Source organism: Zhengella mangrovi (assembly GCF_002727065.1).
Lineage (GTDB): Bacteria > Pseudomonadota > Alphaproteobacteria > Rhizobiales > Rhizobiaceae > Zhengella > Zhengella mangrovi.
On sequence record NZ_PDVP01000014.1, the window covers coordinates 84989 to 98491 of the forward strand.

Below are 13503 nucleotides of genomic sequence, written 5' to 3' on the forward strand. Positions count from 1 at the left end.
CGGTTACTTGATGAAGGACTTGGCGGGAACGCGCATGGCCGTCGGCGGGCGGTTGACGTTGAGGAGCTGCAGCCGCGAGCGCATTTCCGAGGCCACGGAGGAGGCATCGACCTCGTTGGCGATGATGCGCGGCCGGATCAGCAGGATCAGTTCGGTGCGGTCGGCCTTGCGGCTCTTGGCGCCGAAGAGATCGCCCCAGCGATTGATGTCGCCAAGCACCGGCAGTCCTGACGATCCCGCCGTCGTCCGCTGGCTGATGAGGCCGCCGAGGAGGACCGTCTGGCCGGAGACGACGGAGAGCGCGCTTTCGACCTTGCGCTGCGAGATGGTGGGCGTCAGCGTGTTGGCCGCGGCGTTGTCGACCACGGAGCTGATCTCCTGCTTGATGTCGAGGCTGATCACGCCGTTGGAACTGATGCGCGGCTTGACCTTGAGAATGACGCCGGTGTCGCGGAAGGAGATGCTGTTGACGATCGGCGCGGAAAGGTCGTCGTTGCTCTTCGACGTGCGGGTGGTGATCGGAACCTCGTCGCCGATCTGGAGCACGGCCTGGGAATTGTCCCGGACCACGACCGATGGCTGCGACAGCACGTTGACCTCGGTGAGGTTGCGCAGGGCGTCGATCACCACGCGCGGTTCGGTCTCGGGGCCGAGCAGGAGGTTGAAGCCGGGAATGACGCGGTCAAGCACCGCGTTCGTCCCTGCGCCGATCAGGCCGATCGACCCGGAATCGTCCCTGAGGCCGAAGTCCTTGGACTTGAGGAAGAACTGCACGCCGTGGCTCAGGTTGTTGTTGAGCGTGATCTCGGCGATCGTGGTCTCGATGGCGACCTGCAGGGGCCGGCGGTCCAGCGACGCGATGGCGCGCTCGATGATCTTGTACTTCTCGTTGTTGGCGTAGATCAGGATCGTGTTGTTGGTCGGGTCGGCGCTGATGCGGACGTTTTCCAGAAGGGCGTTGCCACTGGAGGTGGCCACCACCGGCGCCGCCTTGGCCTGCTCTGTGGCGCCGTTCGTCACGCCCTGGCCCGTGGCGGAATCCGGCGGGAACTGGCTTTGCGCCGTGGCGTCGACCGCCGCCGGCGCCCCGCCGAGGAACATGGCGTTGAGCGTGCTGGCGAGCTGGGCCGCATCGGCGTACTGGACCTGGTAGACCCGGATGCCGACACTGTTGAGGTCGTTGCGGTCCATCCGCTCGAGCCAGGAAAAGGTCTGCCGGAGCATGGAATTGGACTTCGCCACGACGAGGACGCCGTTCAGGCGCTCGACGGGGACCATCTGGACCAGGCCCGCCGCGCGTCCACCCTCCTTGGAGTGAAGGATCTCCTCGACCTCCCGGATCATGATCTGCGGATTGGTGGTCTGGACCCGGTAGATGCCGACGGCCTGCGAGCTCAGCCATTCCTGGTCGAAGGAGAGGACGGCCTCGATGGCGGCGCGGCGCTCGGCCGAGGTTCCCTGGAACATCAGCGCATTGCGGTCCTTGTCGACCTTCACCAGGCCCTGGCGGGTGATGAAATTGTCGATCAGGGGAATGATTGAATCCGCCGACACATGGTAGAGCGGCACGACCGACACGCCGTAGCCCGGCGAAACGCTGCGGCGACCGCCCGAATCGACCGAGGCCGAGAGGGTCGCCGTGGAGAGCGGAACGATCTTGTAGCCGAGCGCGTCCTTGGTGATGGCCGCGTTGGAGAAGGACAGCGCGCTCTCGAAATAGGCCACCAGGTGGTCGACCGGAATCGGTCGTCCCGTCGACAGCGACACCGTTCCCTTCACGGCCGGGGAGACGCTGTAGCCGGTCTTCATGATGTCGCCGAAGATGATGCGCGCCGCCGTGGCGATATCCACGTCCTCGAGGTTCAGGTCGTAGGCCTTGCCATCGGTGGAGGGCGCGAACAGAGGCCGGTCGGGAGACGCGCTCGACGGATTGCCGCCGGCAAAGACGAGGTTGCGGCCCTGGCCACCCTGCTGCTGGCGGCTCAGGAGATCGGGGGACTGGCCGTTTCCACGTGGCGCACGCGGCGACAGGTCGACGTTGCGGACGTAGTCCGACGTGTCGATGCCGAAGACGACGTTGTCATTGCCGAACTTGCTGTTCGTGCATCCTGCGATTGCGGCGAGCAGCCCGCAGGCGCCCGCTACAGCGGCCGCACGGACACCCCGAACCCCAGTCTTACGCACGACCATACCACTCTCCCCACAGACGTCATCTCAATCGCACTTCGCGCCACCGATGCCAAGACATTCCTGATTTCTTGGCTAACACTGGCGGGGATTCAGCGTCGTTTCCAGGCTGGCGTGTTCCTTATGCGACAATCATTGCGGGCGGACAGACGCCGCGACGGCGGCGTCAGCACTCCTTGCGCCGCCTTTCGCACCTGTGCGTCCTGCCGGTCCGGCCGCCGTTCAGCCGCATGTCTGGCCGGGCGGGCACAGGGCCTTCAGGGCCTGGACCAGCGATTTCAACGATTCCTCCGACTGCCTGGTCAGGGCGGCCATGTCGGACCCGGATTGCGCTGCCGGGGGCGGCGTCGCGGCGTCCTTGTCGGCATTGTTAACGTTCATGCCCGGAAGCAGGGGGCGCATCTGGCCGACGTTGAAGCCGGAAACGGCGACCTGCCGTTCAGCCGGCTTCGCCGGCTTTTCCGGCTTTGCCGCCTCGACCGACTTGCCCGTCTCGAGCGCCTGGGCGAGTTGTACGGGCCTGGAAGCGGCCCTGTCATCGGCGGCCACCTGTGTGCCCGCGGACTTTTGTCCACCGCTTGGCGACCCGTTGATGATCATCAGTTCCTCGGGGCCGTCCGCGCCATAGACGAGCATGACATTGCGTTCTCCGAACAGGCGGCTCAGGACGGATTTCAGGTCGCCGCGCACCCGCGCCGTGATGGCATCCGCATCCTTGATCTCGCCCGTCACCTTGAGGCCGAAGTGCTCCGCCAGCTTGTCGGCGACGGCCTTGCGGGAGTCGTTCGTGACCTCGACCGTCAGGTCCTTTCCATCGGCTCCGCCGGAGATGATCACGTCGGCCCGGACGGCCTGTCCGCCGGCAGCCAGAAGGGAGGATGCGGCCACAAGGGCCACGGCCGCAATCCTGTTTCGAAGTTGTGCGGTCATCAAGAAACTTGTCGACGTCATCACGCGCTCCATGACTGAAAACATCATCTCGGGGCTTATTCGAATGTGCTTCAGCCTACAGGAGAACGGCCACGACCGCCAGACGGGACGGGCAATCGGCCTTGCGATGCTCTGGAGGCGGTCGCGCAAACGCCGACCGGCTCGTGGAAAAGCCGGGAGCGCGGATCATCGCGCTCCCCCGCGGTTCCGGTCAGGCCGCGGCCTGAAGCGGGCTTTCCTGCCCGGTTTCGACAAGGGCGCCGTGCAGGACCTTCGCGGCTGCTTCCTTGTCGTCCTCGGCGAGCAGGAACTGGACGTCGACGCCACGGCCCGTCTCCTGCGCGGCGATGGGTGTGATGCCGGCTTCGCGCAGGGCTGCCAGTCCGCGCAACATCACGTCCTGTCCCGTCAGGTCGCGGCCGATGGCCGAGACGATGGCGGCACGGCGCGCGGTGATGCGGGCAGAGGGATAGCGTTCGCGCAGGTCACGCTCGACACGCCGCACCCCCTTCAGCGTCGCCTCGACGTGGTGTACGATGGAATTGGCGTTGGAGGTCTTGGAGACAATGCGCACGCGGTGGCGCGTCAGGACCTCGAGGATGGCCGCGTCGTAACCCTTGACGCCGACCATGTCCTGCTCGAACAGCTCGATAGAAGTGACGGTCAGGCCGGTGATCATCTGTACGCCCGGCTCGCCGGCGAGGTCCGCGTCGATGAGCGTGCCCGGATCTTCCGGTTCGAACGCATTGGCCACGCGAAGCGGAACGCCGGCCTGGCGCAGTGTCTTGGCGGCCTTGGGATGGATGGCCTCCATGCCCATGTTGGACAGCTGGTCGGCGACGTCGTAGTTCGTGCGCCCGATCTTGCGGACCTTGCCGGCACCGACGAGCTTCGGGTCGGCGCTGGAGAGGTGGAATTCCTTGTGGATGATTGCCTCGCGGGCCGCCGTCTGGGCGGCGATGGTGGCGAAGGTCACCTCCGAATAGCCGCGGTCGAACTCGCTCATCAGGCCCTCGCGGCACTGGGCGTAGCCGGTGACGATCGGGAGCTCGCACGCAAGGTCGATATCGGCAAAGGCGGTGGCGATCCGTTCGTGCAGGTCGGGCTGGGTCTCGTCCCGCCAGCCGGTCAGGTCGACAAGCCTGGCATTGACGCCATGCCGGCGCAGGAGAATGGCCAGGTTGTTGGCCGAATGCGCCTCGCCGAGCGCGGCCAGCAGTTCGCGGGTGGTCTGCATGTGTTCCGACAACTGGAAATGACCATAGGAGCACAGGCGCTGCAGATCGATCAGGCAGCCGCGCGCGCCCTCGATGCGTTCGCGAACAAACTCGTCCGCCGCCTGGCGGTCGGCCGCATGGTCGAACAGGTCGGCGTTGATGTCGAGCATGGCGCGCGAGGTGCCGGACAGGGCATCCATCCAGCCGTGATGGTTGTCGGCGCTGGCAAACAGCGCATAGACACCCAATTCGCCCGATCTCTTGTGCTCCAGCAACTTGTCGGTGATGCCGCCGAAAGCGGAAACCACGAACACACGGTTGTAGAGGCCGGCTTCGGTCCTGTCCCCGACGAGGATCGTGCCGATCAACTCGCGGAGACGGCTCATCGACGTGCCGCCGATCTTCTCGACCGTGTGTACGCCCCGTTCGGGCGTGCGCCGGTCATTTCCTGCCTGACTGGCTTTCTCGGCCTTGGTCATCGTGTCGTTACTCCTTTCAGGACAGCGGGCCCGACATGATCTCGAGCACCGACGGTTCACCGCGCGCGGCAAGGAAGTCGGGCCGAGGCCTGCTGGCCGCGTAGGGCTCGCGCAAGGCGTTGGTGACCGCGTTGAACACGAAGAAGGCGTTCGAGCGGGCAAAGGGCGTGATGTTGGAATTGGACCCGTGCATTGTGTTGCAATCGAACAGAACCAGGGTTCCGGCCGGTCCGGTCGCGCTTTCGATGCCGTTCTGGCGGGCCAGCCGGGCGAGCGCCTCGTGCGACGGGGTTCCGACTTCCTGGGCCTTCAGCGAGGTCTTGTGGTTGTCGTCCGGCGTTGCACCGGCACAGCCGACGAAGGTCTTGTGCGACCCTGGCATCAGCATCAGGGCGCCGTTGCTGGCATCGTTGTCGGTCAGCAGGAGCGACGCGGAGACAGCGCGCATGCGCGGCATGCCGTCCTCGGCGTGCCAGGTCTCGAAGTCCGAATGCCAGTAGAACTCCTTGCCCGTGAAGCCCGGCTTGTAGTTCAGCCGCGACTGGTGGACGTAAACCTCGTCGCCCAGCAGGAAACGGGCAATGCCGGCCAGCCGGCGGTCTCGGGCGAGCCGGTCGAAAAGGGCATTCTGTTCCGGCAGCTTGAAAACGGTGCGTACGGAATCGCTGCCCGGTTCGGTGATCACGGTGTCTTCCATGAGCGTGCGGCCGCCCTCGCGCAGGCCTTTTGCCTCGTCCTGAAGGGCCTTCACCTCTTCAGGGGTAAATAGGTTCTTCAGCACGAGGAAGCCGTTGCGTTCGAAACTGTCTGCCTGCTGGGCGGTCAGCGGCGCATCCGGGCGCCACTGGCTCCATACCGTCCGGTCCTGCCGCTCGCTCCATTGTTCGCGCGGCAGGCGGGTGGGATAGGCGTCCAGTTCCGTCGTCTGGGGTTTCTGCATGAAGTTCATTGCTCTCTCCCGTCTGTCTGTCTGGATTCTCTGGTTCTGGGGTCCGGTCAGGGGATCAGGCGTCCTCGCTGACCAGGGCGTAGGATCCGTCGTCCTGGTGGACTTCCTGGCCGGTCACAGGCGGATTGAACACGCAGGCGAGGATCATCTCGTCCTCGGCGCGCAGGATATGCTTGTCGTGCTGGTCAAGCGCATACATCACGCCGGGACGGATCTGGTGCACCTTGCCGGTCGCCAGGTCCTCGATCGAACCCGAGCCGGAAATGCAGTAGACCGACTCGAAATGGTTCTTGTAGTGGAACTGCAGTTCACCGCCGGCATAGATGGTGGTGATGTGGAAGCTGAAGCCCATCCGGTCGCCGGCCAGCAGCAGGCGAACGCTTTCCCAGCCATCAGAGACGACCCGCCGCTCGGTGTTCTTCGCTTCGTTGAAATCGCGTACGATCATGTCTGTTACTCCGCTGCAATGGTCTTGGGTTTGACGATGGAGGAGACGGCGGCCTCGAGGATGTCGAGGCCTCGCTCCAGCGTCTTCCTCTCGATGGTGAGGGGGCAGAGGATCTTGACGACCTCGTCCCAGGCGCCCGACGTCTCAATGACCAGTCCGTTGCGGAAACATTCCGCGCAGATGTCCGCGGCGAGGTCGCCGCTGCCGACATCGATGCCCTGCATCATGCCGCGGCCCTTCAGGCTGGCGCCCGGCACCTGGGCGGCGATGCGCTGCAGGCGCTTGCGAAGCAGGGCCGCCTTTTCGCCGATCTCCTGCTGGAAGGCGTCGTCGGCCCAGAATTTCTCCAGCGCAACGCGAGCGGTAACGAAGGCGTGGTTGTTGCCCCGGAAGGTGCCGTTGTGCTCGGCCGGGCCGAAGACGTCGTGCTCGGGACGGATCAGCACCGCGGCAAGCGGCAAGCCGTAGCCCGAAAGCGATTTCGCCATGGTGACAATATCCGGCATGACATCGAAATCCTCGAAGGAGAAAAACGTTCCGGTGCGCCCGCAGCCGGCCTGGATGTCGTCGATGATGAAGAGGGCGCCATTGTCGCGCGCGATCCGGGCGATGCGGCGAACCCATTCGGGCGAAGCCGCGTTGAGGCCGCCTTCCCCCTGGACCGTTTCCAGGATGATCGCCGCCGGCGCATCGATGCCGCCGGACGGATCTGCCAGCATCTGCTCCAGCATGGCAGCCGAATCCGCTCCATCGTCGAGGAACCCGTCAAACGGCATGCGGGTGACATCGGGCAGGGCGACGCCGGCTCCGCCGCGATGGTAACCGTTGCCGGTGGCGGCCAGCGCGCCGTTGGTCACACCATGAAAGCCGTTCGTGAAGGCCACGACATTGGTGCGACCCGTCACCTTGCGGGCGAGCTTCAGCGCCGCCTCGACAGCGTTGGCGCCGGTCGGGCCGCAGAACATGACCTTGTGGTCCATGCCACGCGGCTTCAGGACAAGGCGGTCGAAGGCGTCGAGAAACGCCGCCTTGGCTCCGGTGTGCATGTCGAGGCCATGGGTGACGCCGTCGCCGGCGATGTATTCGACCAGTTCCGCCTTCATGTCGGGATCGTTGTGGCCGTAGTTCAGCGAGGAGCATCCGGCCAGGAAATCGATGTAGTCGCGACCGGATGCATCGGTCAGCGTGGCGTTGCGCGCGGTTTCAAAGACCACGGGGAAGCTGCGGCAATAGCTGCGCACCTCCGACTCGCGGCGGGAGAAAATGCTCTTGTCGTCCGTCGTAACGGAAGTCATGACTGCCTCTTTCGGTTGGATTGCTTGAACGATTTCGAATCAGGCCGGGATACGGCCGAGCGAAATCAGGCCGCGGCGCGTCCCGCCTGCGGAAAGCGGATCGTGACCATGTGCTCGGTCTCGTGACGGCCGTCGAAATGGTCGTCGCGCCGGTAATGCGGTTCGTCGCGCAGCCGCGCGCCGCGGCTGCGAGCGAAGGAGGTGAAAAGCCCCCAGCTCGCCTCGTTGTCCGGCGTGATGGTCGTCTGCAGCGCCGTGACATCGGCGCAGGCATCCCGGCCCAGGAGATGGCCGAGCATGCGCTTGGCAAGACCCTGTCCCTGGGCCAGCGGGGAAACGGCAACCTGCCAGACGAACAGCGTCTGCGGATCGTCGGGAAGGATGTAGGCCGAGATCCATCCCACAAGGCGCCCGTCCGCACGGACCGCGGCCACGCAGGTGTCGGCGAAGTGGTCGCACTGGATCAGGTTGCAATAGCGGGAGTTGACGTCGAGCGGCTCGCAAGCCTTGATGAGTTCCCAGACGTCGCTGCCATCCTCGCGCGTGGGCTCGCGGAAGAGGATGGTGTCTTTTCGCTTGAGGGCTTCGATCGGGGGCATGGGTCTCCACTGCGGCTGTTGAATGTGGTCCGGATATTATGATTATCGAATTACATGACAACCGTTGACTCTCGAAAAAGTTCGAAAAAATTCCTATCCTGCTGTAATCATAACAAAAATTACCATGATAATATGTTTTGCAAATCAAAATAGATTCTGGCGCATATGAAACCGGAAGAGGTGACATGGAAGACAGGGTACAGGCCACGCTGATCGCGCTCAGACGCATTCTGCGGGCGACCGAGTTCAACGCGCGGGCGCTGGCCAAGGCGACCGGGCTGACAGTGCCGCAACTCATCGTCCTGGAAATCGTCGCCCGGCACGACCGGGTCACCCCGAAGACCATCGCCGGGCAGGCCGGTGTCGGGCAGGCGACGGCGACAACGCTGATCGACAAGCTGGAACGGAGCGGGCTGGTCGCGCGCACGCGCGGCCAGCGCGACAAGCGAATCGTCTGGGTCAGCGTGACGGAGGAAGGCAGGACGGTGCTGGATGCCGCGCCCGACCCGTTGCAGCGCATTTTCGCGCGTCAGTTCGCCGATCTGCCGGACTGGGAGCAGGCGATGGTGCTCTCGGTGCTGGAGCGCGTCGGCGACATGCTCAATGCCGGCGAGATCGATGCCTCGCCGGTGCTCGACGTTGGCGCCATCGTGTCGAAGGACTGACCCTGGTTCAGCGGCGGCGGATGAAGCCGCGCATGCGGTTGCGCACCAGCTTGGCCAAGTTGCGGGTCTCGACGTAGAGATGCAACTGGGTCGCCGTCTGGCGGGCACTGCGATCGGCGCCCGGCGTGAGGCCGATGACCAGGGTACCCATCTCGCGCCGCTCGCTCCACAACCGGTCCATCTGCGGATGTTCCGGCGCCGCGCAGGAATCGGTCATGTCGATGTTGAAATCGTCGAGGTGGGTCTTCGTCGCCTCGATCATCAGCAGGGCGCCCGGCGAGAAATGCGACAGGGTCTCGTCGTAGGCGGTTTTCCAGGTGTAGGCGATGCCCCGCTCGATGAAGACGATGAGCGCGGCGATGGTCTCGCCGTCCAGCGTCAGCGTGTGGACGCGCACCATGTCCTGTTCGGACATGCGGTGGATGGCCTCGCGCATGAAGGCGGCCTGGAACCGGTCGGATGCCAGGGCGGTGCGTTCACGCCCCTTCCAGCCCATCAGTTCCAGCGTCAGGAAGGATTCGCAGCCGCGGCGGATCTCGTCGGGGTGGCGGGCCACCTGGTACTGCAGGTCTCCCTGCTCGGCGAGGCGCCGCCAGAGGCGCCTGTATTCCCGGAAATGATGCGACTTGAGCGATTCGCGGAGATAGGCCTCGCCCTCCAGGTCGCTCTTCAGGCAGGCGCGCTGGCGCGTGTTCGCCGTCAGGACGGGGAGGTTGCGCCCCATGGCGGCCGTCCGGATGATGCTGGCAGCCTCGCCTTCCAGCGGCATGTCGGGCAGGACGAGGACCGGCGGCAGGCCGAGCGAGGGCCGGGCAAGCATGGCGAGGAAATCATCGACGGTGCCGACCGGGTCGTCGCGATCGATCAGCGGCGCGCCAAGCGGGCCATAGGGGCTCGACCAGGCGCGCACGATGGCTGGGCCGATGCCGAGGCCGGGCCGTTCGACCGAGTATGGCAGAAGGAAGCGCAGGCGCGAGCGGTGATCGCTCTCGTCGCGCATCACGGCGAGAAAGACCTCGCGATCCTCCAGGCGCGGCATGGCCGGTGCCAGGAAGCGGGGATTGAAAAAGACGTTCGGCTCGACGCTGCGCGCGGCAAGGTGGTCCAGTTCCTCGACCAGGTCGAACCCGGCGGACGCGGCATAGATGGAGAGCTTGCGGGGACTGTCGGGCAGCGACGCGCCGCGCAGGGCGTCGTGGGGCGAGACGTCCAGGTTTCCCCGGACGCCGGCAAGGTCGGCGATCATCTGGCCGGACGCGGTTCCGCTGAGTTCCTCGATCAGGGGGATGGCGGCCATATCAGGCATTTCCTCGGGCAAGGCCGGCTGGCAGGCCGATGAACATCAGGATCCCGGTCCGCCGCCATACGGTGTAGAGAAGGGCGGCGGCCTCGATCGACATGGCGATGGCGGTGGCGACGGCGGCACCCCATAGGCCCCACACGGGCAGCAGGATGACGTTGAGCACCACGTTGGTGGCAAGGGCGGCGCCGTAGACCGCCGCGCAGACCGCCTGGTTGCCGGACATGGTGAGCAGGCTCTCCGCAGGGCCGACGGACGCGCGCGCGACAACACCGAGAACGAGGACGAACAGCATCGGGTAGCCGGCGGTGAACTCGGCGCCGAAGAGGCGCAGGAGCAGGTGGCCGGTCAGCAGGATGACGGCGGCCATGAGCACGGAGGGCCAGAAGGTCCAGTGGACGGTCTCGCGGGCGAATTCGCCGAGGCTGTCGGAATCGGGATCATTGGCGAGCGCGGCGAACCGCTGGGCGGCACCGGCCTTGACGGCGAAATAGACGAAATGGACAAGCGCCAGGATCTTCACCGCGGCGTAGTAGACGGCCACATCGTGCGGGTCGAGGTAGCGGCCGACCATCAGCACGTCGGCATTGGTCATCAGGAAGAAGAAACTCTCGACCAGGAAGATCGGCAGTGAAACGGCGACCCATTCGCGCATGTGATAGGCGTTCGGCCCCTGCGGGATCTTGCGGTCGGTTCCCGCGGTCACGAAGACCAACTGGCCGATGGTGGTGACGTAGGTCGCGGCGATGGCGGCGATGATCGCGGTACGGGCATCGTGGGAGAACCCGGCCAGGAGGGCCGCGCCCATGAAAGCGAGGATGAGTACGGGGCGGATCAGGTAGATGGGCGCAAGGGCGGAGACGGCCCATGTGTTGGCCCGCGAAATGCCCTGCAGGACATCGGACAGGGCAATCATCGGCAGGCATATCAGCCCGAGATAGAAGGGGATGACGTAGTAGCTCTCGATCCGGTCGGAGAAGAACCAGACACCGAGCGCGCCGGCCAGGGCAAGCGCGGAGGACGCGAGGATGGCGACGAGGCGGCTGGCAAACAGCATGCCGCGCAGGCTCGGCAGATCGCCCTTGACGAGGTATTCCGGCAGGAAACGGATGATCGAGGTGTGGAAGCCGAAGCACGAGATGTTGCCGACGATGACCATGGTCACCCAGACCAGCACGAATATGCCGTATTCGAAGCTGCCCATCCAGCGTGCCAGCAGCACCTGCGACAGGAAGGCGAGCGCGGCCGAGACGATGCGAATCGAAAAGGCGATCAGGGACATGCGGCTCGCCTTGCCGCGCTCGTCGGCGGCAAAGACCAGGCCGTCGATGCGATCGGCGAGCGGGCGCGCCCGCTGCGCGAGGCGCTCCGGCAAGATGCGTCTGGTCGTGGCGGCTGCGGAGAAACGCACCCTGTTCCCTCAATTCCCTAAATCCCTTTCCTGATTACCAATCAGTCTTTAAGAAACAGTTGGTTTTACCCGGGTGCGCCGCTTTTCCCTCGAAAAGCCACAACGGGCCGGCCGCGCCGGACGATGCCACGGACCGTTTCGGGAGAGATGCAATGACGGGAACGGTGCGTGCCTTGCCCCTCTGGGGCATTTCGCTGATGCTCGGCATCACGCAGACCATCGGATATGGCTCGCTCTACTACGCCTTCGGGGTCCTGACGCCCGGAATGTCCGCCGATACCGGGCTGCCCCTGCCGCTGATCTACGGCGGGTTCTCGGCGGCCATGATCGCCGGTGCCGTCGTGGCGCCGCGCGCGGGCGCCATGATGGACCGGCGCAACCCGGCCGCCGTGATGGCCGCCGGCTCGGTGCTGGCCGGCTTCTGCCTTGCCGGGTGGGCACTGGTGCCGTCGCAGGCGGCCTTCGGCCTGTTCCTGTTGCTGGCGGAACTGGTCTCGATCCTCGTGCTCTACGAGGCCGCTTTCGTGGTGGTGGCGCATGTTGCGGGAGCAAAGGACGCGCGACGGGTCATCGCGGGCATCACCTTCGTCGCCGGGTTCGCGTCGACGATCTTCTGGCCGTTGACGCAGTGGCTGCTGACAATGACGGACTGGCGGGGGGTCTACGGGCTCTATGCCCTGCTGCACCTGTTCGTCTGCGCGCCGCTGCATTTCGGCCTTTCCCGCAGGACCCGGTCCGCGAACGGGCGCGGCATCGCGCCCGCGCCGCCGGCCGGGACGACCGATACACCCGACGCCGCGCCGCTGACGGGCCGCGAGGGGCGGCTGGTTTTCCTCCTGCTGCTGGTGGGCTTCTCGGCAACGTCCTTCGTCATCTCGGCTGTCCACCTGCACCTGATCACCGTGCTGGGCGCGCTCGGACTGGGCACGTCCTCGGCGCTGGTCGGCGCCTGCATCGGCCCCGCGCAGGTCGGCGCCCGGGTGCTGGAGTTCGCGACCGCGCGGCGGACGTCGATCCACGTTCCTTCCATTATCTCGGTGGCGATGCTGCCGCTGGCGCTGTTGCTCCTGCTGGGCGGCGCTCCATCGACCGGCTGGGGCGTCGCGTTCGCGCTCGCGTTCGGCACCGGCCAGGGGCTTGCCTTCATCGTGCGCGGCATCCTGCCGCTGCAGGCCTTCGGCCGGGCGGTCTACGGCACGGTGACCGGCCGGCTGAACGGTGTACGGCTTTTCTTCACCGCGCTGGCGCCCTTCGTGCTGTCGCTGGTGCTGGAGCAGGCCGGGCCGCCAATGGCGCTGCTGCTGCTGATCGGCGTGGGGCTGACCGGTACCGTGGCGATGATAGCCATCGCACTGATCATGGGCCGCGCAACGGGTGCCGGGCGCGCCGCCTGAGACATGAATTGGACATGAACGGAGCGCTCCGTCGCGGTTCAGGTTCGATGGCGCATTGTTGCGTCACTCGATGCCAATCAACCGCCAAGGAGACCCCCGATGACCCAGCAGACCTCCCTCAACCGCCGTTCGTTCTTCCGCCGCTTCGCTGCCCCGGCGCTGGTTGCCGCCGCGACCGTTGCTGCCGCCCCTGCCTTCATTCCCGCCACTGCCGAAGCCGCTTCGCGGGCCTACTGGCAGGGCTATGAAAAGGGCAAGCAGGCCGGACGCCAGGATGGCTACACCGATGGCTACAAGGGCGCCTACAAGGCTTCCTACGTCGACGAGCTGATGAACGGCCTGAACGGGACCATGTCGCGCCGTTCTTCCGAAGACGCCGACTATGCCCGCGGCTACAAGGTGGGCTACCGGAAGGGATACATGATGGGCTACCGCGCCGGCGAGCGTGACGGATCGCGTGACGGGCGCGACGACGCCCGCGACTGGAAGTCGGACCTGCGCGACGACATGCGCCGCTGCATGCGGACCGGCCGCTGCGACTGACGCCCGCGCGTCATTTCACCGACCAAGAAAAAACCGGCGTGGCTTCTGGCCGCGCCGGTTTTCATTTTGCTGTTTCGACGGCCGGC

Annotated in this window: 12 protein-coding genes; 3 read left to right on the plus strand and 9 right to left on the minus strand. The window is 65.6% G+C overall.

Annotated elements, in window-relative coordinates; genetic code table 11:
* Positions 1 to 3: 3 nt before the first annotated feature.
* From gspD to ectA, 7 genes are all read right to left on the minus strand, one after another.
* A complete protein-coding gene (gene gspD, locus CSC94_RS18560; protein ID WP_099307866.1) occupies positions 4 to 2190 on the minus strand; it encodes a type II secretion system secretin GspD in 2187 nt (728 codons plus the stop codon).
* A gap of 219 nt (positions 2191 to 2409) precedes the next feature.
* Entirely contained in the window at positions 2410 to 3084 is a 675-nt protein-coding gene (locus CSC94_RS18565) for a hypothetical protein (protein WP_133122927.1), read from the minus strand.
* 244 nt (positions 3085 to 3328) lie between these two features.
* Complete coding sequence (locus CSC94_RS18570; RefSeq protein WP_099307868.1) at positions 3329 to 4813, minus strand: aspartate kinase; 1485 nt, start codon at positions 4811 to 4813, stop codon at positions 3329 to 3331.
* Between the two features lie 16 nt (positions 4814 to 4829).
* Entirely contained in the window at positions 4830 to 5762 is a 933-nt protein-coding gene (gene thpD, locus CSC94_RS18575; RefSeq protein WP_099307869.1) for an ectoine hydroxylase, read from the minus strand.
* Positions 5763 to 5817: 55 nt separating this feature from the next.
* Complete coding sequence (locus CSC94_RS18580; RefSeq protein WP_099307870.1) at positions 5818 to 6210, minus strand: ectoine synthase; 393 nt, start codon at positions 6208 to 6210, stop codon at positions 5818 to 5820.
* A 5-nt stretch (positions 6211 to 6215) separates the two neighbouring features.
* Positions 6216 to 7505 carry a diaminobutyrate--2-oxoglutarate transaminase gene (gene ectB / locus CSC94_RS18585; RefSeq protein WP_099307871.1) on the minus strand — a complete coding sequence of 430 codons (1290 nt, stop codon included), beginning with the start codon at positions 7503 to 7505 and terminating at the stop codon, positions 6216 to 6218.
* Positions 7506 to 7570: 65 nt separating this feature from the next.
* Positions 7571 to 8104, minus strand: coding sequence for a diaminobutyrate acetyltransferase (ectA, locus tag CSC94_RS18590; RefSeq protein WP_099307872.1), 534 nt, complete (start codon positions 8102 to 8104; stop codon positions 7571 to 7573).
* Between the two features lie 185 nt (positions 8105 to 8289).
* Between ectA and CSC94_RS18595 the strand changes: the two genes are divergently transcribed.
* Positions 8290 to 8769, plus strand: coding sequence for a MarR family winged helix-turn-helix transcriptional regulator (locus CSC94_RS18595; RefSeq protein WP_099307873.1), 480 nt, complete (start codon positions 8290 to 8292; stop codon positions 8767 to 8769).
* 7 nt (positions 8770 to 8776) lie between these two features.
* Here CSC94_RS18595 and CSC94_RS18600 read toward each other — a convergent pair whose 3' ends face one another.
* Both CSC94_RS18600 and CSC94_RS18605 read right to left on the minus strand, forming a co-directional pair.
* On the minus strand, positions 8777 to 10066 hold the full coding sequence (locus tag CSC94_RS18600) for a GNAT family N-acetyltransferase (RefSeq protein ID WP_099307874.1): 1290 nt from the start codon (positions 10064 to 10066) through the stop codon (positions 8777 to 8779).
* Position 10067: 1 nt separating this feature from the next.
* Positions 10068 to 11480, minus strand: coding sequence for a lipopolysaccharide biosynthesis protein (locus tag CSC94_RS18605; RefSeq protein ID WP_099307875.1), 1413 nt, complete (start codon positions 11478 to 11480; stop codon positions 10068 to 10070).
* Between the two features lie 152 nt (positions 11481 to 11632).
* Between CSC94_RS18605 and CSC94_RS18610 the strand changes: the two genes are divergently transcribed.
* Together CSC94_RS18610 and CSC94_RS18615 are read left to right on the plus strand one after the other, a co-directional pair.
* Entirely contained in the window at positions 11633 to 12874 is a 1242-nt protein-coding gene (locus CSC94_RS18610) for an MFS transporter (RefSeq protein WP_099307876.1), read from the plus strand.
* Between the two features lie 99 nt (positions 12875 to 12973).
* Positions 12974 to 13417: a hypothetical protein gene (locus CSC94_RS18615; protein ID WP_099307877.1), complete on the plus strand. Its 444-nt coding sequence runs from the start codon at positions 12974 to 12976 to the stop codon at positions 13415 to 13417.
* Positions 13418 to 13503 lie beyond the last annotated feature (86 nt).

Excerpts from the sequence above, each read along its gene's own strand:
- CSC94_RS18595 (WP_099307873.1), top strand. The coding sequence starts at position 8,290 with ATGGAAGACAGGGTACAGGCCACGCTGATCGCGCTCAGACGCATTCTG.
- CSC94_RS18580 (WP_099307870.1), bottom strand. The coding sequence starts at position 6,210 with ATGATCGTACGCGATTTCAACGAAGCGAAGAACACCGAGCGGCGGGTC.
- gspD (WP_099307866.1), bottom strand. The coding sequence starts at position 2,190 with ATGGTCGTGCGTAAGACTGGGGTTCGGGGTGTCCGTGCGGCCGCTGTA.
- CSC94_RS18610 (WP_099307876.1), top strand. The coding sequence starts at position 11,633 with ATGACGGGAACGGTGCGTGCCTTGCCCCTCTGGGGCATTTCGCTGATG.
- CSC94_RS18615 (WP_099307877.1), top strand. The coding sequence starts at position 12,974 with ATGACCCAGCAGACCTCCCTCAACCGCCGTTCGTTCTTCCGCCGCTTC.
- ectA (WP_099307872.1), bottom strand. The coding sequence starts at position 8,104 with ATGCCCCCGATCGAAGCCCTCAAGCGAAAAGACACCATCCTCTTCCGC.
- CSC94_RS18570 (WP_099307868.1), bottom strand. The coding sequence starts at position 4,813 with ATGACCAAGGCCGAGAAAGCCAGTCAGGCAGGAAATGACCGGCGCACG.
- ectB (WP_099307871.1), bottom strand. The coding sequence starts at position 7,505 with ATGACTTCCGTTACGACGGACGACAAGAGCATTTTCTCCCGCCGCGAG.
- CSC94_RS18600 (WP_099307874.1), bottom strand. The coding sequence starts at position 10,066 with ATGGCCGCCATCCCCCTGATCGAGGAACTCAGCGGAACCGCGTCCGGC.
- thpD (WP_099307869.1), bottom strand. The coding sequence starts at position 5,762 with ATGAACTTCATGCAGAAACCCCAGACGACGGAACTGGACGCCTATCCC.